This is a genomic window from Klebsiella sp. 2-CIP_Kleb. (genome assembly GCF_050378715.1).
In the GTDB taxonomy this organism is placed as follows: domain Bacteria; phylum Pseudomonadota; class Gammaproteobacteria; order Enterobacterales; family Enterobacteriaceae; genus Klebsiella; species Klebsiella quasipneumoniae.
This window is the reverse complement of the sequence record NZ_JBNRLG010000001.1, coordinates 514,024-537,004: the sequence shown is the minus strand read 5'-3', so window position 1 is coordinate 537,004 and position 22,981 is coordinate 514,024. Positions and strand designations below refer to the sequence as shown.

Here is a 22,981-nt window from a genome sequence, read left to right as displayed (position 1 = left end):
GAAGGGTGTGCTGCGCCTTACAGGGCGTGGTTTTCTCCACCAACAGACGATGCGTTCGACGGCGCACGGCGTCCAGCGTCAAGGTCAGCGCGGATCTGCTCGTACTGGTCGTCGAGGCGGTAGAAGCGACCCATCCACAACATTGAGGCCACAATCAGCAGCGCGGGGATATAGAGGTAGCAGGCTTTTATCGCCAGCATCGCGCCGTCGCTTTGCGTCTGGTTAGCGATATAACCGGCGGATGAGAGCAGTACCCCGGTAATGGCTCCTGCGCCCGCCATAGCCACCTTGCCAAGAAAGCCGTTGATGGAGGTTAAAATGCCGGCGGTATTGATGCCGGTTTTCCATACCCCGTAATCCACCGGATCGGCCTGCATGGAAAAGTAAATTGCCGTGCGCTGTCCGGCGCCAAGCGATAACACGACCGCTCCGGCAACCAGACCCCAGCTATTAACGCCTGCCGCCATCATCATACCCATGCCGACCAGGTTGATCGCGCTGGCGACCAGATACACGTGGCGCTTTTTCATTCGGCTGGCGAGCAGCGGCACGGTGAGGGTGCCCAGCAGGGGAACGAAGGTGGAGATTCCGGCGACGACCGCCGTGAGTTCGTTATTGCCGACGTAATAATGGAAGAAGTAGACCAGCGCCCCGGTTTGAAAGAAAAACGCGCCCCACATCAGGAAAATGTTGATGGCGAAGACGAACCACGGTCGATTGGCGCGCAGGCTGACCCAGGCGCGTTTTAAGGTCATGCGCTCCTGAGTAATGCTGATATTTTCCTTAACGTTCCGGAAGCTCACCAGCAGAAAAAAGGTGGCAATAACGCCGAAAACTACCGCCGTATAGAAGAAGCCGTGCTCCTGATTGCCTTTCCCCAGCGCGCCAACCAGCGGCAGAGTGGCGACCGCGACAATGGTCGCCCCGAGCGAGCCGAGCAGAATACGCACTGCCGACAGCGTCGTGCGCTCTCGCGAGTCGTTCGTCAGAAACGGCAGCATGGCGCAGAATGGAATATTAACGAGGGTATAGAGAAACGACAGGCACAAATAGGTGACAAAAGCGTAGATCAGCTTACCGGTGGTGCCGAAATCGGGCACGTAGAAGGCCAGAATACACAGCAGTCCAAAGGGGATCGCGCCAATCAGCAGATACGGACGGCAGCGCCCCCAGCGAGTGGCGGTATTGTCGATCACCAGCCCCATCAGCACGTCGGCCACGCCGTCCACCAGCCGGGTGACCAGGAACATCAGCCCGACATAATAGGCCGGGAGGCCCATCACGTCGGTGTAAAAAAACATCAGATACAGAGAGATCATCTGCCACACAAGGTTGCAGGAGAGATCGGCAATGCCATAGCCAAGGCGCTGCCGCCACAGGGTAAACGTTGTTTCTGCCATAAATCACTCGCTTATCGTTGTTGTTAAAGTCCGTACTGGCGAATAAACCAGGCCGGCGTACAGCTCCACGCATGGCAGTAACTATTGATGAGCTTACTGCCATAGGGGGAAAAGTCAGGATGCTGCGGATCGAAAATTTCCCAGAAGGTGTCGGCGCCGTAGTCGACCATCGCTCCCCAGTAGGCCTTGATCTCCGCTACCGCCTCCTCGCGCAGGCCGCATTGCAGCAGGGCGACAATGTGATGATGGCGCAAGTACGGGGTATTCATGGCAATGGCGGGCGGATGTTGCTGCAGGCGGCGCATCAGCGCTTGCCGCTGCCCGGCGGTGCCAACCTCCGCCAGTACCAGCCAGATCTGCGATGCCCATGAGACCTGGCGCGCGGCGCCGCTGATAAACACCTGCCGCTCGCTGTCCCACAGGTGGCGGAGGGCGGCCTCTTTCAGCTGCGCGAGCGTAGCGGTGTAGTCGGCTACCCGCTGCGGTTCAACACGCTGCGCCAGCCAGAGGGCACGTTGCAGGCAGTAGATAAGCACCCCCTGCGCCGACGACTGTTTATTCAGTTCCGCCTGCCAGTCGATAAATACCCACCAGTCATCGCTGTCACGTACCAGGCCGCGGGTATCGCAGCGGGTCAGCGCCAGCTCGATTTGCCGTCGCGCCGTGGGCCACAGTTCACGGGCGGTTTCCATGTCGCCAGTGCTTTGCAGGTAGTGATAGAGTACGTCGACAAAAAATAATGAATAATCAAAGAGAAATGTGTCATCGGCGCGCACGTCAGGCTGAACAAAGACATTGGCGGAGACCATGCCATCTTCCCGGGTATGGCCGGCAAACAGATACAGGCAGCGGCGGACCAGATCGTGGTGGCCGAAGGTCACGTCATTGACCAGCGCCTGCAGGCGCAGGTCGCCGAGCCACAGCCGACGGTCGCGTTTCGGCCCATCCTCAAACACCTCCTGCATGCAGTTTTGCAGGGTGCGAACCGCGACGTCATCAATGGCTTTCAGCTCCGAATCGGCGATGACCGCCGGCTGCGGGCTGCCGGCTGAGGTAACGGTTTCCAGGGCTATCTCATCGAACTGCAGACGAAATTTGCGCGACAGCGCTTTGATTTCCACCTTCAGGTAGCGCAGGCAGTAGCGACGCGGCAGGTCAACCCGGGCGGGCAGGACGTCGAGCCACAGATCCTGTTGCTGCAACCAGCTACTGCTCAGCCACCCCTGGTACTCGCTGAACGGCTCGCAGACTTCGCTCAGCGTTTCGCCGAAGGTGAAGTGCAGATGGGCCGGGGCATCCGGCGGGCTGCCGACGCTGCGGCAGCTGAACTGCAGGTAGCCAACAAAATGGCTGCCAAAGTCAATGATGATGCTGTCGCCGACGCGAAGCGGCTGCTGATAAAACTGCTCAGGCGTGCAGACGGTGTGTCCCCGCCAGCCGTTCAGCGCCGCCGGATCGGCGACGGCCTCGACGATGGCCTGCGGCGCCTGGCGCTGACGATGTAGCGCGGGCGTTAGGGCGGCCGCACGCTCTAATAAATGCGGATGGCGGGTCATCGCCACACTGGAATTGTATTGAATTGCCTGTGACATACTGCGTCCTCTCCATTAGGTTAGGCGCAGCATAGGCCGTCGTCCGGCGGCACCACCACTCTGGCAATGCCAAACCGTCAGTGAAAATGGCAGGAATAATGAGGTGGGGGCGCTGGCGATCACAAATCCGCACATCGGGCGCGTGGCGAAGGCCGGAATAGATTATCGTGCCCCTGCGCACCAGGCTGTTCAGGATTTGCTGTAATGATGACACTGACCGTTGAGTATTATTTCACCCACCCCCAGGATAAGCTCGGCATGTACGCCAGCGACCCGGAAGATAATAGCCAGGAACATGGCCACGAGTTTGCCGAGCTGGTGATCGTCGAGGAGGGGCATGGATTACACGTTATTAATGGCCGCCCGCTGTATATCCAGCAGGGCGATGTATTTTATGTCCAGCCTGGCGATGTCCACTATTATGATGAGCTGGGGACGCTGAAGTTGATTAATGTCTTAATTAATCCGGCGGTGGCCTTTCGCTATTTACAGCAGATGGAGGGATTGCTGCAGCAATTATCGGCGCAGCGCGCCGCCTGCTATGGCTGGCTGGCACCGGAGACCCGCAGCTATTGTCGGGAACTGGTGGAAAAGATATTTTCCCCGGCGCTGAGGGCGGCGGATAATACCCCGCAACGGGAGTCTCTCTTTTTCCAGCTGGTGACCACCATTCTCACAGCCGAGTCGGAAGCCGAATATAGCAGCACCCGCTATAAACTGCATAAATTACTCACCTGGCTGCAGGAGCACTGTTTCGAAGAACATAACTGGCAGCAGCTGGCAGAGCAATTTCATCTCACCACCCGCACGGCGTTTCGCCATATTAAAGAGGCCACCGGATTAACGCCGGATAATTATCTGAAACGTCTGCGACTGGTCTCCGCGCGGGTCAAATTACGCGAAACGGAGATGACCATTACCGAAGTGGCTTATCTGTGCGGCTTCGCCAACAGCAACCACTTTACCACCCTGTATAAAAAAGTGTTTGGCCTGACCCCAAGCGCCGATCGCCGCCGCCCACCGGGTTAAAAGGGGGGCCGCAGGCCGGGCAGGGGAAAAATCTGCCACCCGCGGCAGGTCACGCTTATTCGTCGAGGGAGTTTGCCCGCACATGACGACCGCTGGCGACAAAATTGCCGGTGCCAAGATGATGCAGGGTATTGAGCTTATCGTCGTCGAACTGCCAGCGTCCGGTGACGAATGCGCGTTCATCGGCGGCGGCAGACACCACCTCCCCGAACAGGGTGTCGTACTGGGTCTGGGCCGCCGTCGCCGGCAGCAGACGGCACTCCATCCATGCCAGACACTTCTCCTCGATCAGCGGCAGGCCCAGCTCCGGACCGGTCACCACCGGAATTCCGTAAGCATTGAATTTGTCTTCATCGCGGCCGCTGACGCTGCCGACGGCGTAGGTCCAGCTGGCGGCGGCCACGCCGGGAACCACGATGCCGAAGGTGCCGTTGCGCTCGATGATTTCCCGCGTCCAGGTGCTTTTATCCACCACGATAGCCACCCGCGGCGGGGCGAATTCCACCGGCATCGACCAGGCGGCGGCCATGACGTTGCGCCGGTCGGACGCAGCGTCGTAGCTGGTGATCAAAATGGTCGGACCGTGGTTGAGCAGGCGGCTGGCATACTGCAGTTCCACGTGGCGAAAGCGGCTCATAGGCGTTCCTTGAGTAATGGGTCGGTTGGCGGGTAATACGTTAAGCCGCAATGAAAATGTAATCAATACGTCATCTCGTCTGACTATAGTCGCCAGCACAAAGTCCCAAAGAGGATCACAATATGTTGGCTCCCCTGATGTTATCCCAGGTGAGCGCGCCCCGTCGGATGTCGACCGCCGGGCAGGGGTTGCTTTCCCGCAAGGGAGGGCGACAATGCGCGCGCTGACCCCTATCACTCTGCAGGCGGTCTCATTCGCCTTCGCAGAGACCCCCATTCTCGATCGCTTCTCGCTGCATATCGAACCCGGCAGCATTGTGGCGCTGCTGGGCCCGTCCGGCTGCGGCAAAAGCACCTTGCTGCGCCTGCTGGCGGGGCTGAGCGTGCCGGCCAGCGGTAAAATCCGCTTTGGCGATCGGCTGGTGGCCCGCGCAGGCTGGGGATTGCCCCCGGAACAACGCGATATCGGCATGGTTTTCCAGGATTACGCCCTCTGGCCGCATATGAGCGTGGCGCAGAACGTCGCCTTTCCGCTGCGCATGCGCGGCATTGCCCGCGCCGAACGCGAGCGCCGGGTGAGCGAGGCGCTGGCGCGGGTGGGCCTCGACGGCTTTGCCGAACGTAAACCTTCAGGCCTTTCCGGCGGCCAGCAGCAGCGGGTGGCGCTGGCGCGGGCGATCGTCGCCGCGCCGCGGGTGCTGCTGTTTGATGAGCCGCTCTCCAACCTGGACAGCGAACTGCGCGAATCGCTGTGTGGCGAAATGAGCCGCCTGCTGCGCCAGCTCGGCATCACCGCCGTGTATGTTACCCATGACCGCCGTGAAGCCGAGCTGTTAGCCGACCGGATAGTCCATTTATCCGCGGGCCGCGTGGCCGCTGTCCGCGCCGTTACGCCAACCTCGGGGGACGTTGTATGAACACCGTTATGACCGTTAAGAAAGGAGTGGTACTCGCGATGGCTCTCTCCGCCATGATGCTCTCAAGCGCCCATGCGCTGACCGTTTACACCGCCGGCCCTGGCTCGCTGGCGAAAAGCCTGGCCAGCGGTTTTGAACAACAGACCGGGGTGAAGGTGACCGTTTTCCAGGCCACCACCGGCAAAGTGATGGCCCGTCTGGAGGCCGAGCAGGCCAACCCACAGGCGGATGTGCTGATCTCCGCTTCATGGGATACCGCGGAGGATCTGCACCAGCGGGGTTGGTTGCTGCCTTTTCACAGCGCCAACGCCGACAAGGTACCGGCTAATCTGAAATCGGCGGACTATATCGCCCAGGGGGTCTCGGCGCTTGGCATCGTCTGGAACAGCAAAAGCGGCACTCCGGAGCCGAAAGAGTGGCGGGATCTCACCCAGCCGGCGTTTAAAGATAAGGTAACGACGCCTGACCCGGCGCTCTCCGGCGCGTCGCTGGATCTGCTGATTGGCCTGCAAAACAGCATGGGCGACCAGGCCTGGCAGCTGTTTGACGATCTGAAAAAGAACGGCATGGTGGTCAGCGGCCCCAACGCCCAGGCGGTGACGCCGGTGATGCAGGGGGCGAAAGCGGCGGTGTTCGGCGCGGTGGATTATGTCTCCTACGGCAATATTCAGCAGGGCGAGTCGCTGAAGGTGATCTTCCCGCCCAGCGGGACGGTGATTGCCCCACGCCCGATGATGATCCTCAAAACCAGCCAGCATGCCGACGACGCCAAAGCCTTTATCGATTACGTGCTGTCGCCGGAAGGTCAGGCGCGGGTCGCCGACGCCTGGCTGATGCCCGCTCGCCGCGATGTGGCCGCTAAACGCCCGCTGCTGGACGCGCTGAAGGTCTTGCCCACCAGCGGCGAGGGGAGTAGCGAGCGTAGCGCCGTCCTGACCCGCTTCAGTCAGCTGTATGCCCACTAATTGACACGGTTCTCCGGCGCTGGCCGCCGGAGAACGCTTCGTTTCAGGAACCGCTGTGAAACAAAAATTCCTTTCCGGCGTGACCCTTGCTGCCCTGACGCTGCTGGTCGCGTTACCGCTGTTGTTTATTCTGCTGCAGGCAATTTTTCCCCATTTCAGCGCCGGTTCGCTCCATGACGCCTTTGGCGGCGTCTCGCCGCTGCTGGCGGACCCTCAGCTGATGTCGATGCTCGGCGGTACGCTGTGGATCGCCGGCGGCGTGGCGCTGGCCAGCGTCCTCATTGGCCTGCCGCTCGGCATTCTGCGCGGTATGTTTTCGTTGCCGCTGCCCCGGCTATGGGACCTGCTGTTTTTGATCCCCTTTCTGACGCCGCCCTATATCTCGGCGCTCTCGTGGATGTTGGCGCTGCAACGCCAGGGCTATCTGCAGCAGCTGACCGGCTGGCAGCTAAACGATCTGCTATTCAGCCGCAGCGGGATCGTGCTGGTGATGACCTTTAATATTTTTCCCGTGGTCTACTTTGCCGTTTCCCGCAGCCTGCTGGCGAGCGGGCAACGGCTGGCGATGGTCGCCCGGGTCCATGGCGCCAGCGCCTGGCGCGCCTTCTGGCACGTGACGCTGCCGATGCTCTCCCCGGCGCTGGCGGCGGGGATGCTGCTGGCGTTTACTCTCGCCATCGAGGAGTTTGGCGTACCGGCGGCGCTGGGCAGCCGGGCGGGAGTGGTGATGCTGACGGTGGGCATTGAGAAAAAGCTGGCCGACTGGCCGGTGGACCTTACCGGCGCCGCGCTGCTGTCGCTGCTGCTGATGACGGTAGCGCTGTTCGCCTGGTGGCTGCAAACGCGGCTGGTGGGGGAGAAGGAGGTCACCAGCGTCACCGGCAAACCGGGAGAAAACCGTGGGACGTCGCTGGGCTGGATGACGCTGCCCGCGCTGCTGGCGATGGCGGCCGTCGGCGGCCTGGCGGTCGGGGTCCCCGCCGTCTCGATGATGCTCACCAGCCTGATGGGCACCCTCTCGGGCGGAGTCAGCCTGGAGAATGTCACGCTGCGTCACTTCGCGGCGCTATTCGACCAGCAGGGCGATGCCCTGTCGGCCCTCGGCGTCAGCCTGTCTCTGGCGCTAGGTTCGGCGCTGATCGTCGGCGCGCTGGGGCTGCTGGCCGCCTGGCTGGTGATGGTGCAGAAGATCAAAGGGCGCGGGGTGGTGGATGCGCTGTCGCTGATGCCGGCGGCGCTGCCGGGCGTGGTGGTGGGGGTGGGATTGATCCTGCTGTGGAACCAGCCCTTCTGGCCGCGCTCGCCCTACAACACGCTGTGGATGCTGCTGCTCTCCTATTGTTGCCTGCTGCTGCCCTGGCCGGCGCGCTATGTCGGCAGCGCGCTGCGCCAACTCGGCCCCAATCTTGAGCCCGCCGCCCGGGTCCACGGCGCATCGCCGCTGCAGGCGCTGCGGCTAATTGTTCTGCCGCTGGTCTTTCCGGCGCTGCTGGCGGCGATGCTGATGGTGTTTGCGGTGGCGTCCCGGGAGCTGGTGACCTCGCTGCTGCTGGCGCCCGCCGGCACGCAGACCGTGGCGGTGTTTATCTGGCGCCAGTTCGAACAGGGATCCGTTGGTCAGGGCATGGCGATGGCCAGCCTGACGCTGTTGACCGGTCTGCTCCTGATGCTGACGGCGCTGGCGCTGATGCAGCGCAGCACGCGCGGTTAACGACAAGCGCACAAAAAAGAGGGTCGGCGCGGGAATATAGGCTATAAATGTCGGACACCAACAGCTGGAGACCCTGATGAGTCCCTTTTTACGCGCCTATTTTTCCCGTCTGGGCTGGACGGGAGAGCCTGATGTTTCTATTGATACCTTGCGCCAACTGCATCTGCAGCATAACAGCGCTATCCCTTTCGAAAACCTCGACGTCCTGCTGCCGCGCGAGATCCATCTTGACGACCTGGCGCTGGAAGCGAAGCTGATCGCCGGCCGACGCGGGGGGTATTGTTTTGAACAAAATGGCCTGCTGGAGCGCGCGCTGCGCGAAATAGGCTTTAACGTCCGCAGCCTGCTGGGGCGGGTGGTGCTGGCCAATCCGCCGCAGATGCCGCCGCGCACCCATCGTTTATTGCTGGTGGAAGTGGCGGGCGAGCGCTGGATCGCCGACGTTGGCTTCGGTGGCCAGACGCTGACCGCGCCGATTAAGCTGCTGGCCGATATCCCGCAGCAGACGCCGCATGGCAGCTATCGTCTGGTGCATGAAGGGGATGAGTGGACGCTGCAGTTCAACCATCACGAGCACTGGCAGTCGATGTACCATTTCGATTTAGGTCGCCAGTATGCGTCTGATTATGTGATGGGTAACTTCTGGTCGGCGCACTGGCCGCAGTCACACTTTCGTCACCACCTGCTGATGTGTCGTCATCTGCTGGACGGCGGCAAAATGACCCTTACCAATTTCCACTTTACCCACTGGGAAAATAACCACGTGGTGGAGAAGGTCGATTTTGCCGATGTCTCCGCGCTGTACGAAGGGCTGCAAACCCGCTTCGGCCTGGGCGTGGACGATCCTAAACATGGCTTCAGCGAAGCGGCGCTGGCGGCGGTGATGGCGGCTTTCGATACGCATCCGGAAGCCGGGAAGTAAATTTCCTCATGCCCGGCGGCGCTGCGCTGACCGGGCCTGGGGAAAGATATCGAAGGGAGATAGAAGCGTTTATGTAGGCCGGGTAAGGCGTAGCCGCGATCCGGTAAACTAACGGCACAACGCGTTAAATGGCTTCCGCCAGCAGCCAATGCCTGCGATGGAACTACGCCGCGCCATAGAGGATCGTTATCGTCGTAATGTCAAAGTCAGCTAAAACAATTCCAGAGTAATCATCTTATTCAAATAACGGCTAAACGCCGTCTCGTCCAGGGTCTGGGTGCCGAGGGCGTAAATCCCGTCGAGGCCGCACACCAGGGCGATAAAACGCCAGGCGATATCCGCCGGCGGCTCGGTCGAATGAAACTCACCGCAGGCGAGGCCCTGCTCAACGATCGCCACGGTCTCGGCATGCCACATGGTCATGGTTAGCAGGTAGGCCGCTTTGATGTCCGGGTCGCTGTCGGCCAGTACCTGGCCTTCCCGCCACAGGCGGATATAGGGTTCCAGCCGGCCATCCTCGCTGCCGATCATCGAGAATAACCGCTCGCGCCAGCTGGCGTCCTCGGCCACCAGCGGCATGTCGAGCATCTCGCGGATAAGACGGATGAACACCTGGGACTTCAGCTCGCCGATGGAGGCGAAGTGGTGGTGCAGTTGCCCGGCGGCCACCTGCGCTTCGCGGGCGATCTGCCGCACGGTCATGGCGCTGAAGCCGCCGCGCAGCGCCAGGCGCATGGCGGCTTGCATAATCCCTTCCCGTCGCTCATCCCGCTGTAAATAGTGCATAGAACCCCGCTGTTATCTGGCTTTGGCCGAGTGTAACAAAAAGTTGGACATGCGTTCAACAATCCGGCAGGATCGCCATCCTGGACGTGTGTCCAAGTTCTAACATTGAGGTACAAGCTATGTCACGGCAATGGATGACGCTGATGGCTATTTTGCTGGTTTATATTCCGGTGGCGATTGACGCCACGGTGTTGCATGTGGCCGCGCCGACCCTCAGCGTCGCGCTGGGCAGCAGCGGCAATGAGCTGCTGTGGATCATTGATATCTATTCATTGGTGATGGCCGGGATGGTGCTGCCGATGGGCGCCCTTGGCGATAAAATCGGCTTTAAACGTCTGCTGCTGCTCGGCAGCGCTATTTTTGGCGTCGCCTCGCTGTGCGCCGCACTGTCGCCGACGGCTCTGACGCTGATTGCCTCCCGTGCCCTGCTGGCGGTGGGGGCGGCGATGATCGTCCCGGCGACGCTGGCCGGCATCCGCAGCACCTTTGCCGAGGCCAGCCAGCGCAATATGGCGCTGGGGCTGTGGGCGGCGGTGGGCTCCGGCGGCGCGGCCTTTGGCCCGCTGGTGGGCGGCATGTTATTGGAGCATTTCTACTGGGGATCGGTGTTCCTGATCAACGTTCCGATTGTGCTGGTGGTTATCGCCATTAACGCCAAAGTGGTGCCGCGCCAGCCCGCGCGCCGCGACCAGCCGCTGAACCTGCTGCAGGCGCTCATTTTGATTGCGGCGATCCTGATGCTGGTGTTTAGCGCCAAATCGGCCCTGAAGGGCCAGCTGGCGCTGTGGCTCACCGCGCTGGTGGCGATCGGCGGGGCGGCGATGCTCACCTGGTTTATCCGCAAACAGCTGTCGGCGGTCCGGCCGATGGTGGATATGCGACTGTTCACTCATCGCATTATTTTAAGCGGGGTGATGATGGCGATGACCGCCCTGATTACCCTGGTGGGTTTTGAGCTGTTGATGGCTCAGGAGCTGCAGTTTGTGCATCAGAAAACGCCGTTCGAGGCGGGGATGTTTATGCTGCCGGTGATGGTGGCCAGCGGCTTTAGCGGGCCGATTGCCGGGATGCTGGTGTCGAAGCTCGGGCTGCGCGAGGTGGCGACCGGCGGGATGTTGCTCAGCGCCTTCAGCTTTCTGGGCCTGGCGCTGACCGATTTCAGCACTCAGCAATGGTTGGCCTGGGGGCTGATGACGCTGCTGGGCTTTAGCGTCGCCAGCGCGCTGCTGGCCTCCAGCTCCGCCATTATGGCGGCGGCGCCGAAGGAGAAAGCGGCGGCGGCCGGGGCGATCGAAACCATGGCCTATGAGCTGGGCGCTGGCCTCGGCATTGCCCTGTTCGGCCTGATCCTGACCCGCAGCTACAGCGCCACTATTGTGCTACCGTCCGGGCTGAATGAGACCATGGCGCAGCGGGCGTCGTCATCGATCGGCGAGGCGGTCAGCCTGACCCAGGCGCTACCCGCCGGGGTGGCGGAGGCGCTGATGGCGGCGGCGAAGGCGGCCTTTACCCAGGCGCACAGTCTGGTGCTGGCGACAGCGGGGGTCATGCTTCTGCTGCTGGCCGCCGGGATCTGGCGCAGCCTCGCCACGGTGACGAAGCCGCAGACGGCGCTATAGCTGTAGCGACAGGTCCATCGCCGCGCGGCGTAGCGGGGCGAGGGCCTTCTCTTTTAACGCCGCGGCGCTGACCGTCGCGGCCGGCACCCCGACATTCAGCGCGGCCACCACCTGGCCATGACGCGACAGCACCGGCACCGCCAGCGAGCACAGGCCCACCTCTATCTGCCGGTCGGCGAGGGCATAGCCCTGCATGCGCACCCGATCAATCTCCGCGCGTAGCCCGGCCATATCGCACAGGGTGTGTGGGGTGTAGCGAATGAGCACGGCACGTGACAGTGTCACCTCCAGCTGCTCTTCCGGCAGCGCGCTGAGCAATACCCGACCCATCGACGTCGCCCACGCCGGCAGGCGACTGCCGCGTCCGATATCGACGCTCAATAAATTATTCACCGCCGCGCGGGCAATATAGAGCACGTTATCCCCGTCGAGTGTCGCCGCCGAACAGGATTCGCCGAGGGCTTTGCCGAGGCTGTCCAGCGCCGTCTGCGCCACTTTCGCCAGCGGGGTGCCGGCGAGATAGGCATGGCCCACCGCCAGCACACGGGGGAGCAGCTCATAATGGCGGCCATCCGGGCTATGGACCATGCCCAGCGCGGCGAGGGTATACAGGCACCGGCGTACCGCCGCGCGGGAAATTTGCGTTTTCTGGCTTAACTGGGAAATGGTCAGCCGCTGACGCTGTGGGGTGAAGGCGTTAAGCACCTCCAGACCGCGGGCCAGAGACAGCATAAAGTTGGGATCGTGCTCGGCCTGCCTGGCGCTCAGCGTATTGGGGATATTGTCGCTCATCGCATCCTTCTCCGTTGCAGCGTAAAGCTCACGGCAGATCACTATACCTTGCGCAAAATGGGGTGCGCTGAATTGTGCCGGTTTTACCACCACGATCACATTAATAACCGTCTTTTAACAAACGCGTCGATAATCGCACAACATTTGATTATCGCCGTTGACCATCCGCCAGGCCGAACCCTATTGTCAATGGCACAGCCCCCCCCGTTATGGATGTGGGTACAAAAAGTTATACATCTCATCAGGAAGCGAAAATGACTGCCACCGTAGAACGTATTGAGAGCTGGATTGTGGATGTCCCAACCATCCGGCCACATAAATTGTCGATGACCACCATGGGATGTCAGACGCTGGTGATCGTGCGCCTTACCCGCTCCGACGGCATCTGCGGCATTGGCGAGGCCACCACCATCGGCGGCTTGAGCTATGGCGTCGAGAGCCCGGAGGCTATCTCGTCGGCGATAACGCATTACCTGACGCCGCTGCTGCTGGGGCAACCGGCTGATAACCTGAATGCGCTGACCGCCCGCATGAACAGCGCCATTAAAGGCAACACTTTTGCCAGGTCCGCCATTGAAACCGCGCTGCTGGATGCCCAGGGCAAAGCGCTGGGGCTGCCGGTGTCGGCGCTGCTCGGCGGCGCGCTGCAAACGGCGTTGCCGGTGCTGTGGACGTTAGCCAGCGGCGATACCGCGAAAGATATTGCCGAAGGGGAAAAACTGTTAACCGAGCGGCGCCATCAGGCGTTCAAGCTGAAAATTGGCGCACGCGAATTAGCGACCGACCTGCGCCATACCCGCGCCATTGTGGAGGCGCTAGGGGATCGCGCCAGCATCCGCGTCGACGTCAATCAGGCCTGGGACGCCGCAACCGGCGCGAAAGGCTGCCGCGAGCTGGCGGCGATGGGCGTCGACCTCATCGAACAGCCGGTCAGCGCCCACGACAACGCGGCGCTGGTGCGGTTAAGCCAGCATATTGAAACCGCGATCCTCGCCGACGAAGCGGTGGCCACCGCTTACGATGGCTATCAACTGGCGCAGCAGGGCTTTACCGGCGCTTACGCGTTGAAAATCGCCAAGGCCGGCGGACCGAACAGCGTACTGGCGCTGGCCCGCGTCGCCCAGGCGGCGGGTATTGGCCTGTATGGCGGCACCATGCTGGAGGGGACCGTCGGGACTGTCGCCTCGCTACACGCCTGGTCGACGCTGCCGCTGCAGTGGGGAACCGAAATGTTCGGCCCGCTGTTGCTGAAAGACGATATCGTCAGCGTACCGCTCTCCTTTGCCTACGGCGAGGTGGTGCTCCCGCAAATCCCGGGTCTTGGCGTCGAGCTGGATGAAGACAAACTGCGTTTTTACACCCGCCAGGCGTAGCGGGAAACAGGAGAAACAGATGCTATTTAAAGTGGATATGACCGTGAATATACCGCTCGGCTTTCCCGTCGCCGAAGCGGAGGAAATAAAACAACGCGAAAAAGCCTATTCGCAACAATTACAGCGGGAAGGCAAATGGCGACATATCTGGCGCGTCGCCGGTCTTTACGCCAATGTCAGTATTTTCGATGTCAAAGATACCGAAGAGTTACATCAAATATTAATGGGATTGCCGCTGTATCCTTTTATGGATATTCGCGTCGAGGCGCTGTGCCGCCATCCCTCGTCTGTTCGTGACGATGATAGCTAATAATAACACCTGACCTCATGCCGGGGTGACCCGGTAAATACCCTACAACGATAAGAGAGAATAATAATGAGTAATGCTTTCGTACAACAAGAAGCCGTGCAGAAATTATTACGTGAAGGGGCGGGTTTACACGTCCCTGGCGGAAACGAACGTTTTAAAGCCATTATTCACCGTCTGCTGGAGAATATCTGTACGCTGATCGACGACTATAACATCACCGAAGAAGAGTTCTGGCATGCGGTGAACTATCTGCATGCGCTGGGTGGTCGTCAGGAGGCGGCGCTGCTGGCGGCAGGGCTGGGTCTGGAGCATTTCCTCGACCTGCGTCAGGACGCCATCGACGCAGTGGCGCGCCGGGAAACCGGCACCCCGCGCACCATCGAAGGGCCGCTGTATGTGGCCAATGCGCCGCTGGCCGAAGGTCACGCCCGGATGGATGATGGCGCCGACCCGGGGGAAGTGATGTGGCTGCATGGCCAGGTCAAAGATACCGAGGGCCGGCCGGTGGCCAACGCCATCGTCGATATCTGGCACGCCAATACCCTCGGCAATTACTCCTTCTTCGACCCGAGCCAGAGCGAATACAACCTGCGCCGTCGGATCCGTACTGGCGCCGATGGCCGCTATAGCGTGCGCAGCATCCTGCCTTCCGGCTACGGCTGTCCGCCGGATGGACCAACGCAGAAATTGCTGGATCAGTTAGGCCGCCACGGCAACCGTCCGGCGCATATTCACTTCTTCGTCTCCGCGCCGGGGCATAAACATCTCACCAGCCAGATCAACCTCAGCGGCGATAAATACCTGTGGGATGATTTTGCCTTTGCCACCCGCGACGGTCTGATTGCCGACCCGATTAAAGTGACGGACCGCGAGACTATCGCGCAGCGCGACCTTGAGGGAGAGCACACTGAGGTCTGTTTTGATTTCACCCTGTGTAAAGCACTCAGCGCCGACGAAGAGCAGCGCGGCGCCCGCCTGCGCGCCAAAGCGTAATCTGCTGTAACGGCCCCGGGCACGCGGTTGCCCGGGCCAGACATTGCACCTGAAAGCTAACAATTCACCCGGTTTATTTCATCCTGAATACCGCAGGAGGGACTGACTCATGCAAAAAACGCTATCAGCGCTTAAAGACAAAATTAACAACGCCTTAATTGTCGATCGTGAAAATCATATTTACCGCTGCCACCGGTCGATATTTACCGACCCGCAGCTGTTTGAATTTGAAATGAAGCATATCTTCGAAGGTAACTGGGTATTTCTCGCCCATGAAAGCCAAATTGCCGAACCGGGTGATTATTATACCCTGACGCTGGGGCGTCAGCCGGTGATTATTACCCGCGATAAAAAGCATGAGCTGCATGCGTTAATTAACAGCTGCGCTCATCGCGGCGCCATGTTATGCCGACGGAAAACCGGGAATAAAAACTCTTTTACCTGTCCGTTTCACGGCTGGACCTTCAGCAATAACGGCAAATTATTAAAAGCCAAAGATGAAAGCACCGGCGCTTATCCTGACACCTTCAAACAGGAAGGATCTCACGACCTGCAAAAGCTGCCGCGTTTTCAGTCCTATCGCGGTTTCTTATTCGGTAGTCTCAGTGCCGACGTGCAGCCGCTGGAAGCCTATCTCGGGGAAACTTGTAAAATCATCGATCTGATCGTCGACCAGGCGCCGGAGGGGCTGGAAGTGCTCAAGGGTTCGTCGAGCTACGTTTACGAAGGCAACTGGAAGCTGGGCGCGGAGAACGGCGCTGATGGCTACCATGTCAGCGTAGTGCACTGGAACTACGCCTCCACCATGTCACGCCGCAACTATGAAGCGCAAGGCACCCATGCGGTGGACGCCAACGGCTGGTCAAAAAGCCTCGGCGGCGGCTACGGATTTGATAACGGCCATATGCTGCTGTGGACCCGGGCGCTGAACCCGGAGGTGCGCCCGGTGTATGCCCATCGCGAGCGTCTGCAGGCGGAATTCGGCGAACGGCGCGCCGACCAGATGGTCAACGAAACCCGCAACCTATGCCTGTACCCCAACGTCTATCTGATGGATCAATTCTCCACCCAGATCCGCGTCATTCGTCCGCTGGCGGTGGACAAAACCGAAGTCACTATCTGGTGCTTTGCCCCGAAGGGTGAATCCGACCAGGCGCGGGCCCTGCGTATCCGCCAGTATGAAGATTTCTTTAACGTTAGCGGGATGGGCACCCCGGACGATCTCGAAGAGTTCAGCGCCTGTCAGCGCGGCTATCTCGGTGAAAATCTGGCGTGGAGCGATCTCAGCCGCGGCGCGCTGCGCTGGGTCGATGGTCCGGATGAGCATGCGCAGCACGCCGGATTTAATCCGCGCTTAAGCGGCGTGAAATCGGAGGACGAGGCGCTGTACATCGCCCATCACCATCACTGGCAGACGCTGATGCTCGCGGCGATTGAACAAGAGCAGCAGCGCTATGACCAGTCGATCACCCAGCGTGTGGAGGTGGCCTGATGCTGAACCTCGAACAGGTACGCCAGTTTCTCTATCACGAAGCCCGTCTGCTGGATGACCGTCAGTGGGATGAATGGCTCAGCTGCTACAGCCCGCAGGTGATCTACTGGATGCCGGCGTGGGGCGACGACGATCAGCTGACGCGCGACCCGCAAAAAGAGATTTCGCTTATCTACTATCCCAACCGGGAAGGGCTGGAGGATCGCGTCTACCGCATTAAAACCGAGCGCTCCGGGGCCAGCACGCCGGAGCCGCGGACCACCCATATCATCAGCAACGTCGAACTGCTGGGGGAGAGCGACGAGGGGCTGGAGGTGCGTTACAGCTGGGTGACCTGGAGCCACCGCTATCAGCACACCGATGCCTTTTTCGGCGCCACCTGCTGCACGCTGACCGAGCAGGACGGCCGGCCGCAGATCGTGCGCAAAACCGTGCGCCTGAATAACGACTATATCCGTCAGGTGATTGACGTTTACCACATTTAAGAGGCGCCTATGACCTTCACTATTGCTCTTAATTTTGAGGACGGTATCACCCGCTTTATTCAATGCCATGCCGGAGAGAAAGTCCTGGATGCTGCCTATCGGCAGAAGGTGAATCTGCCGATGGACTGCTCGGACGGCGTGTGCGGCACCTGCAAATGCCACTGCGCCAGCGGGGAATACGATCTCGGCGAGGAGTATCTCGACGAGGCGTTAAGCGATGAGGAAGCGCAGGCCCGCCAGGTGCTGACCTGCCAGATGGTGCCGACCAGCGACTGCGTTGTCGATGTGCCGGTGGCCGCCGCGCAGTGTAAAACCGCCCTGACGAACACCGGGGCGCAGGTGCGACAGGTGAATTGTCTGTCCGATACCGCCATCGAGCTGGTGGTCGCCCTCGATGAGCCGCTGGACTTCCTGGCGGGGCAGTACGTCAACATTCAGGTGCCAGGCACGCCGCACGTTCGCGCCTATTCCTTCAGCTCCCGGCCAGGCTCGGCAGAAGGGCGTTTCCTGATCCGTAACGTGCCCGGCGGCATGATGAGCCAGTGGTTAACCCTGCAGGCGCGGCCCGGGGATCGTCTTACCCTCAGCGGCCCGATGGGCAGCTTCTATCTGCGCCACGGCGAACGTCCGCTGCTGATGCTGGCCGGCGGTACCGGGCTGGCGCCGCTGCTCTCCATGCTCGAGACCTTGCAGGCGCAGAACGCCGCGCGCCCGGTGACCCTGATGTATGGCGTCACGCGCGACGCGGATCTGGTGAAGACCGAGGCGCTGGAGGCATTCCGTCAGCAGTTAAACCACTTTCGCTGGCTACCGGTAGTGGCGGAGGAAAACAGTCCTTGCCCGCAGCGCGGCTTCGTCACCGATCATCTTGACGACGCCATGCTGAATAATGGCGAGGTCGATATCTACCTTTGCGGACCGCCGCCGATGGTCAACGCGGTCGCCACGGCGCTGCGTGAGCGAGGGATCACCCCGGCGGGCTTCTGGTACGAGAAATTTATCGCCAGCCAGAGCGCGGCGGCATAAGGAGGCAGTATGCGTTTTAGCGATAAAGTGGTCGCCATCACCGGCGCGGCCCAGGGCATTGGCCGACAAACCGCGGAGCAGGCGGCTGCGGAAGGCGCGGCTCTACTGCTCATCGATCGTTCGCCCTGGGTGCATGAGCTGGCGGCGACGCTGGCTCAGTCCGGCAGTCAGGTGCTGGCGCTGGAGGCGGACCTGGAACAGTGGCCGAGCGCCGAGCAGGCGTTTGCCGACGGGGTGGCGCATTTTGGCCGCATCGATGTGTTAATCAATAACGTCGGGGGGACCATTTGGGCGCGGCCGTTTGCCGAATATCAACCGGAGCAGATTGAGAAAGAGATCCGCCGCTCGCTGTTTCCTACCCTGTGGGGCTGCCGCGCGGCGCTGCCGTGGATGCTGAAGCAGGGCAAAGGCTGCATCGTCAATATCTCGTCGGTGGCGACAGCAGGGGTCAACCGGGTGCCTTATTCGGCGGCGAAGGGAGGTGTGAATGCGCTGACCCGGTCGATTGCCATGGAGTACAGCGGCAGCGGTATTCGGATTAACGCCGTCGCACCGGGCGGGACGGAGGCGCCGCCGCGCCTGACGCCGCGTAACGACGAGCAGCCCAGTGAACAGGAGAAGGCGTGGTATCAGCAGGTGGTCGATCAGACGGTGGCCAGCAGTCTGATGCACCGCTACGGCACGCTGGCGGAACAGGCAAACGCGATCCTGTTTCTCGCCAGCGATGAGGCCAGCTATATCACCGGCGTCACCCTCCCGGTGGCGGGCGGCGATCTCGGCTAACGGCGGGTCGCGTACCAGCAGAGCAGGGAGCCGAGACACACCATCCCGGCCCCCTGCCAGAACGACCATGATAGCGCGGCGCTAAGCAGGATCGCCGCCAGCGCGGAGGAGAGCACCGGCGTGAAGTAGGAGGCCGCCGCCAGCAGGCTGACGTTACCGTGGAGGATCCCCACGTTCCACGCGGCGTAGGCCAGACCGAGCGCCACCGCTACCGTCAGCAGCTTGATGCTGACCGGCCAGCTGAAGACCATCGGCGGCTGCGGCGTGGCGAGAAACTTCAGCCATAGCGTCAGCGCGGTTAACAGGACGAACAGGGTAATGGCATTTTTGCCACGGGCATATTTGGCCGTTACCGTGCAGTAGGCCGCCCAGATAAAGGCGCCGATAAAGGCCAGCAGATAGCTGAGCGGACTGGAGATGACGTTGCTGATAATCTCCTCCAGCTGCAGGCCGTGCTCACCCCCCAACACCCAGCCGACGCCAAGCAGGGCTAGAAGCAAACCGGGGATCACCAGCCAGCTGCTTTTCTGACCATTAAACAGGATGGCGAACAGGATGGTCAGGCTGGGCCACAGATAATTGACCATCCCCACTTCAATGGCCTGCTGACGGCTGGCGGCATAGCCCAGGGACAGCGCGAGGCAGATTTCATAGCTGACGAACAGCACGCTGCCGGCCAGCAGATAGCGGCGCGGGATCTGGCGCAGGTTAGGGAAACCGACGGTAAAAATCAGCAGCAGGCCGCTGAGGCTGTAAATCATCGCCGCGCCGCCGACCGGTCCCAGTCCTTCGCTGACGCCGCGAATCAATCCGACCATCGTGCTCCATAAAATAATGGCGGCGAAGCCGATGGTCGTGGCTTTCTTTTTCTCCATGCTTATCCTGAGGGTTACGCGAATGCAGCCGGCATATATATCATCTTTTGACCGCCGCGGGGCGAAATTTTCCGCCATGGGTAACCCCTGGGGATTAGTGAAAACGGCCGCGGCTGGCGATTAAGGGGGAGTGGGTTTTGCTCCTTGATTTGACGCAAATTTTCCCGGGATTTTACTGTTAGTTTCCTCCGCGCGATGAATCAACATCCTGCATGGAGGAATGCAATGGACGTCAGCCGCAGAAAGTTCTTTAAGATCTGCGCAGGCGGTATGGCCGGAACCACAGCTGCCGCCCTGGGCTTTGCCCCCAAAATGGCGCTGGCTCAGGCACGCAACTACAAATTGCTGCGTGCGAAAGAGATCCGCAACACCTGCACTTACTGCTCCGTTGGCTGCGGGCTATTAATGTATAGCCTCGGCGACGGCGCGAAAAACGCTAAAGAAGCGATTTACCATATCGAAGGAGATCCGGACCATCCGGTGAGCCGCGGCGCGCTATGCCCGAAAGGCGCCGGCCTGCTGGACTATGTCCACAGTGATAACCGCCTGCGCTACCCGGAGTACCGTGCCCCGGGATCCGATAAATGGCAGCGACTCTCCTGGGATGAAGCCTTCAGCCGCATTGCCCGGCTGATGAAAGCCGACCGCGACGCTAACTTTATGGAAAAGAACGAGCAGGGCGTAACGGTTAACCGCTGGCTTTCCACCGGCATGCTGTGCGCCTCGGCGGCGAGTAATGAGACCGGCATGCTGACGCAAAAATTTGTGCGATCGCTCGGCATGCTGGCGGTAGACAACCAGGCGCGCGTCTGACACGGACCAACGGTAGCAAGTCTTGCTCCAACATTTGGTCGCGGTGCGATGACTAACCACTGGGTGGATATCAAAAACGCGAACGTCGTGGTGGTGATGGGCGGTAACGCCGCGGAAGCCCACCCGGTGGGATTCCGCTGGGCGATGGAGGCGAAGAACAACAACGACGCCACGCTTATCGTCGTCGACCCGCGCTTTACGCGCACTGCGTCGGTGGCCGATATCTATGCGCCGATTCGCTCCGGTACCGACATTACCTTCCTGTCGGGGGTGCTGCTGTACCTGATCGAACATAACAAAATCAATGCCGAGTACGTGAAGCACTACACCAACGCCAGCCTGCTGGTGCGGGATGATTTTGCCTTCGAAGAGGGGCTGTTCAGCGGCTATGATGCGGACAAACGCCAGTATGATAAATCGTCCTGGAACTACCAGTTCGATGAAAACGGCTACGCCAAACGCGATGAGACGCTAAGCCATCCGCGCTGCGTGTGGAATCTGCTGAAGCAGCACGTTTCCCGTTACACGCCAGAGGTGGTCGAAAACATCTGCGGTACGCCGAAAGCGGACTTCCTTAAGGTGTGCGACGTGCTGGCCTCAACCAGCGCCGCCGATCGCACCACCACCTTCCTGTATGCCCTGGGCTGGACGCAGCACACCGTCGGCGCGCAGAACATTCGCACCATGGCGATGATCCAATTGCTGCTCGGCAATATGGGCATGGCCGGCGGTGGCGTGAATGCCCTGCGCGGTCACTCTAATATTCAGGGGCTGACCGACCTTGGCCTGCTGTCTACCAGCCTGCCAGGCTACCTGACCCTGCCTTCTGAAAAGCAGCGGGATCTGCAGACGTACCTGGCGGCCAACACGCCAAAAGCGACCCTGCCGGACCAGGTGAACTACTGGAGCAACTACCCGAAATTCTTTGTCAGCCTGATGAAATCCTTCTACGGCGAGGCGGCGCAAAAAGAGAACGACTGGGGCTTTGAGTGGTTACCAAAGTGGGACCAGGCTTACGACGTTATCAAATACTTCAACATGATGGATAACGGCAAAGTCACTGGCTATATCTGCCAGGGCTTTAACCCGGTCGCGTCCTTCCCGGACAAAAACAAAGTGGTTCGCAGCCTGAGCAAGCTGAAGTATATGGTGGTTATCGATCCGCTGGTCACCGAAACTTCCACTTTCTGGCAGAACCACGGCGAGTCTAATGACGTCGACCCGTCGACGATCCAGACGGAAGTCTTCCGCCTGCCATCGACCTGCTTTGCTGAAGAGGACGGTTCGATCGCCAACTCCGGCCGCTGGCTGCAGTGGCACTGGAAAGGTCAGGATGCCCCAGGTGAAGCACGTAACGACGGCGAGATCCTGGCCGGGATTTACCATCGCCTGCGCGAACTGTACCGCACCGAAGGCGGTAAAGGCGCAGAGCCGCTGCTGAAGATGAGCTGGCGCTATAAGCAGCCGGACCATCCGGAATCGGAAGAAGTCGCGAAAGAGAACAACGGCTACGCGCTGGCGGATCTTTATGACGCCAACGGCACCCTGGTGGCGAAAAAGGGCCAGCTGCTGAACAGCTTCGCGCTGCTGCGCGATGACGGCAGCACCGCGTCGTCTTGCTGGATCTACAGTGGCAGCTGGACGGAGCAGGGCAACCAAATGGCGAATCGCGATAATGCCGACCCTTCGGGTCTGGGCAATACGCTGGGCTGGGCCTGGGCGTGGCCGCTTAATCGCCGGGTGCTGTACAACCGCGCTTCGGCCGATATCAACGGCAAGCCGTGGGATGCGAAGCGGATGCTGATCCAGTGGAACGGCAGTAAGTGGGTCGGGAATGATATTCCGGACTTCAATACCGCGCCGCCGGGGAGCAACACCGGGCCATTTATCATGCAGCAGGAGGGGCTGGGTCGCCTGTTCGCGCTGGATAAGCTGGCGGAAGGGCCGTTCCCGGAACACTACGAGCCGATGGAAACCCCGCTTGGCACTAACCCGCTGCACCCGAAGGTGATCTCCAGCCCGGTGGTGCGTTTGTATAAAGAGGACGCCATCCGCTTAGGTAAGAAGGATAAGTTCCCGTATGTCGGGACCACCTATCGTCTGACCGAGCATTTCCATACCTGGACCAAGCATGCGCTGCTCAATTCCATCGCGCAGCCGGAACAGTTTGTCGAAATTAGCGAAGGGCTGGCAAAAGCGAAAGGGATTGCCAACGGCGACCGGGTGAAAGTCAGCAGCCAGCGCGGCTTTATTCGCGCGGTAGCGGTGGTGACGCGCCGCCTGCAAACGCTCAACGTCAACGGCAAGCAGGTGGAGACCGTCGGGATCCCGCTGCACTGGGGTTTTGAAGGCGTGGCTCGCAAAGGCTATATCGCTAACACCCTGACGCCGAACGTTGGCGATTCCAACTCGCAAACGCCGGAATATAAGGCGTTTCTGGTCAACATCGAGAAAGCGTAAGG

Annotated in this window: 20 protein-coding genes; 14 read left to right on the top strand and 6 right to left on the bottom strand. The window is 60.6% G+C overall.

Annotated elements, in window-relative coordinates; genetic code table 11:
- Positions 1-17: 17 nt before the first annotated feature.
- Entirely contained in the window at positions 18-1,400 is a 1,383-nt protein-coding gene (locus tag ACQUTP_RS02635; protein ID WP_043519650.1) for a glycoside-pentoside-hexuronide (GPH):cation symporter, read from the bottom strand.
- 23 nt (positions 1,401-1,423) lie between these two features.
- Positions 1,424-2,992 (bottom strand): family 78 glycoside hydrolase catalytic domain, encoded by a 1,569-nt coding sequence (locus tag ACQUTP_RS02630; RefSeq protein WP_064187175.1) that lies wholly within the window; start codon positions 2,990-2,992, stop codon positions 1,424-1,426.
- A 204-nt stretch (positions 2,993-3,196) separates the two neighbouring features.
- Here ACQUTP_RS02630 and ACQUTP_RS02625 point away from each other — a divergent pair, with 204 nt between their 5' ends.
- The gene (locus ACQUTP_RS02625; protein WP_004202721.1) at positions 3,197-4,021 is read left to right on the top strand and encodes a helix-turn-helix domain-containing protein; all 825 of its coding nucleotides are present in this window, start codon (positions 3,197-3,199) and stop codon (positions 4,019-4,021) included.
- Positions 4,022-4,076: 55 nt separating this feature from the next.
- Here ACQUTP_RS02625 and ACQUTP_RS02620 read toward each other — a convergent pair whose 3' ends face one another.
- Positions 4,077-4,658: a flavin reductase family protein gene (locus ACQUTP_RS02620; RefSeq protein WP_032456131.1), complete on the bottom strand. Its 582-nt coding sequence runs from the start codon at positions 4,656-4,658 to the stop codon at positions 4,077-4,079.
- A 214-nt stretch (positions 4,659-4,872) separates the two neighbouring features.
- Here ACQUTP_RS02620 and ACQUTP_RS02615 point away from each other — a divergent pair, with 214 nt between their 5' ends.
- The 4 genes from ACQUTP_RS02615 to nhoA all read left to right on the top strand — a co-directional run bounded on the left by ACQUTP_RS02615 (position 4,873) and on the right by nhoA (position 9,172).
- Positions 4,873-5,574, top strand: coding sequence for an ABC transporter ATP-binding protein (locus ACQUTP_RS02615; RefSeq protein ID WP_285755917.1), 702 nt, complete (start codon positions 4,873-4,875; stop codon positions 5,572-5,574).
- Positions 5,571-6,539, top strand: a complete 969-nt coding sequence (locus ACQUTP_RS02610) for an ABC transporter substrate-binding protein (protein ID WP_192079878.1) — start codon at positions 5,571-5,573, stop codon at positions 6,537-6,539. Before ACQUTP_RS02615 ends, ACQUTP_RS02610 begins: the two co-directional genes overlap by 4 nt.
- A gap of 55 nt (positions 6,540-6,594) precedes the next feature.
- A complete protein-coding gene (locus tag ACQUTP_RS02605; RefSeq protein WP_285755921.1) occupies positions 6,595-8,250 on the top strand; it encodes an ABC transporter permease in 1,656 nt (551 codons plus the stop codon).
- A 76-nt stretch (positions 8,251-8,326) separates the two neighbouring features.
- A complete protein-coding gene (gene nhoA, locus ACQUTP_RS02600; protein WP_094308862.1) occupies positions 8,327-9,172 on the top strand; it encodes an N-hydroxyarylamine O-acetyltransferase in 846 nt (281 codons plus the stop codon).
- Between the two features lie 210 nt (positions 9,173-9,382).
- On the opposite strand, the gene ACQUTP_RS02595 is transcribed toward nhoA, so the two are convergent.
- Positions 9,383-9,958 carry a TetR family transcriptional regulator gene (locus ACQUTP_RS02595; RefSeq protein WP_025999264.1) on the bottom strand — a complete coding sequence of 192 codons (576 nt, stop codon included), beginning with the start codon at positions 9,956-9,958 and terminating at the stop codon, positions 9,383-9,385.
- Positions 9,959-10,077: 119 nt separating this feature from the next.
- Here ACQUTP_RS02595 and kmrA point away from each other — a divergent pair, with 119 nt between their 5' ends.
- Complete coding sequence (gene kmrA, locus ACQUTP_RS02590; protein WP_004202702.1) at positions 10,078-11,577, top strand: efflux MFS transporter KmrA; 1,500 nt, start codon at positions 10,078-10,080, stop codon at positions 11,575-11,577.
- Here the strand turns inward: kmrA and ACQUTP_RS02585 are convergent.
- Positions 11,572-12,462 (bottom strand): IclR family transcriptional regulator domain-containing protein, encoded by an 891-nt coding sequence (locus tag ACQUTP_RS02585; RefSeq protein WP_072140467.1) that lies wholly within the window; start codon positions 12,460-12,462, stop codon positions 11,572-11,574. The two genes, kmrA and ACQUTP_RS02585, sit on opposite strands and share 6 nt — an antisense overlap.
- A gap of 116 nt (positions 12,463-12,578) precedes the next feature.
- Between ACQUTP_RS02585 and ACQUTP_RS02580 the strand changes: the two genes are divergently transcribed.
- The 7 genes from ACQUTP_RS02580 (at position 12,579) to benD (ending at position 18,831) form a co-directional block, all read left to right on the top strand.
- Positions 12,579-13,742, top strand: coding sequence for a muconate cycloisomerase family protein (locus ACQUTP_RS02580; protein ID WP_167879641.1), 1,164 nt, complete (start codon positions 12,579-12,581; stop codon positions 13,740-13,742).
- 19 nt (positions 13,743-13,761) lie between these two features.
- A complete protein-coding gene (gene catC / locus ACQUTP_RS02575) occupies positions 13,762-14,052 on the top strand; it encodes a muconolactone Delta-isomerase (RefSeq protein WP_004202698.1) in 291 nt (96 codons plus the stop codon).
- A gap of 66 nt (positions 14,053-14,118) precedes the next feature.
- The gene (gene catA / locus ACQUTP_RS02570; RefSeq protein ID WP_043519645.1) at positions 14,119-15,045 is read left to right on the top strand and encodes a catechol 1,2-dioxygenase; all 927 of its coding nucleotides are present in this window, start codon (positions 14,119-14,121) and stop codon (positions 15,043-15,045) included.
- A 109-nt stretch (positions 15,046-15,154) separates the two neighbouring features.
- Positions 15,155-16,537 carry a Rieske 2Fe-2S domain-containing protein gene (locus ACQUTP_RS02565; RefSeq protein ID WP_004202694.1) on the top strand — a complete coding sequence of 461 codons (1,383 nt, stop codon included), beginning with the start codon at positions 15,155-15,157 and terminating at the stop codon, positions 16,535-16,537.
- On the top strand, positions 16,537-17,022 hold the full coding sequence (benB, locus tag ACQUTP_RS02560) for a benzoate 1,2-dioxygenase small subunit (protein ID WP_004202692.1): 486 nt from the start codon (positions 16,537-16,539) through the stop codon (positions 17,020-17,022). The genes ACQUTP_RS02565 and benB overlap by 1 nt, the downstream gene beginning before the upstream one ends.
- Positions 17,023-17,031: 9 nt before the next feature.
- Positions 17,032-18,048, top strand: a complete 1,017-nt coding sequence (benC, locus tag ACQUTP_RS02555; protein WP_004202691.1) for a benzoate 1,2-dioxygenase electron transfer component BenC — start codon at positions 17,032-17,034, stop codon at positions 18,046-18,048.
- 9 nt (positions 18,049-18,057) lie between these two features.
- A complete protein-coding gene (benD, locus tag ACQUTP_RS02550) occupies positions 18,058-18,831 on the top strand; it encodes a benzoate diol dehydrogenase BenD (RefSeq protein ID WP_023318370.1) in 774 nt (257 codons plus the stop codon).
- Here benD and yddG read toward each other — a convergent pair.
- Entirely contained in the window at positions 18,828-19,706 is an 879-nt protein-coding gene (gene yddG, locus ACQUTP_RS02545) for an aromatic amino acid DMT transporter YddG (protein ID WP_048295818.1), read from the bottom strand. The genes benD and yddG overlap by 4 nt on opposite strands.
- 225 nt (positions 19,707-19,931) lie before the next feature.
- Between yddG and fdnG the strand changes: the two genes are divergently transcribed.
- Complete coding sequence (gene fdnG, locus ACQUTP_RS02540; RefSeq protein WP_285755928.1) at positions 19,932-22,979, top strand: formate dehydrogenase-N subunit alpha; 3,048 nt, start codon at positions 19,932-19,934, stop codon at positions 22,977-22,979.
- Positions 22,980-22,981: the final 2 nt, after the last annotated feature.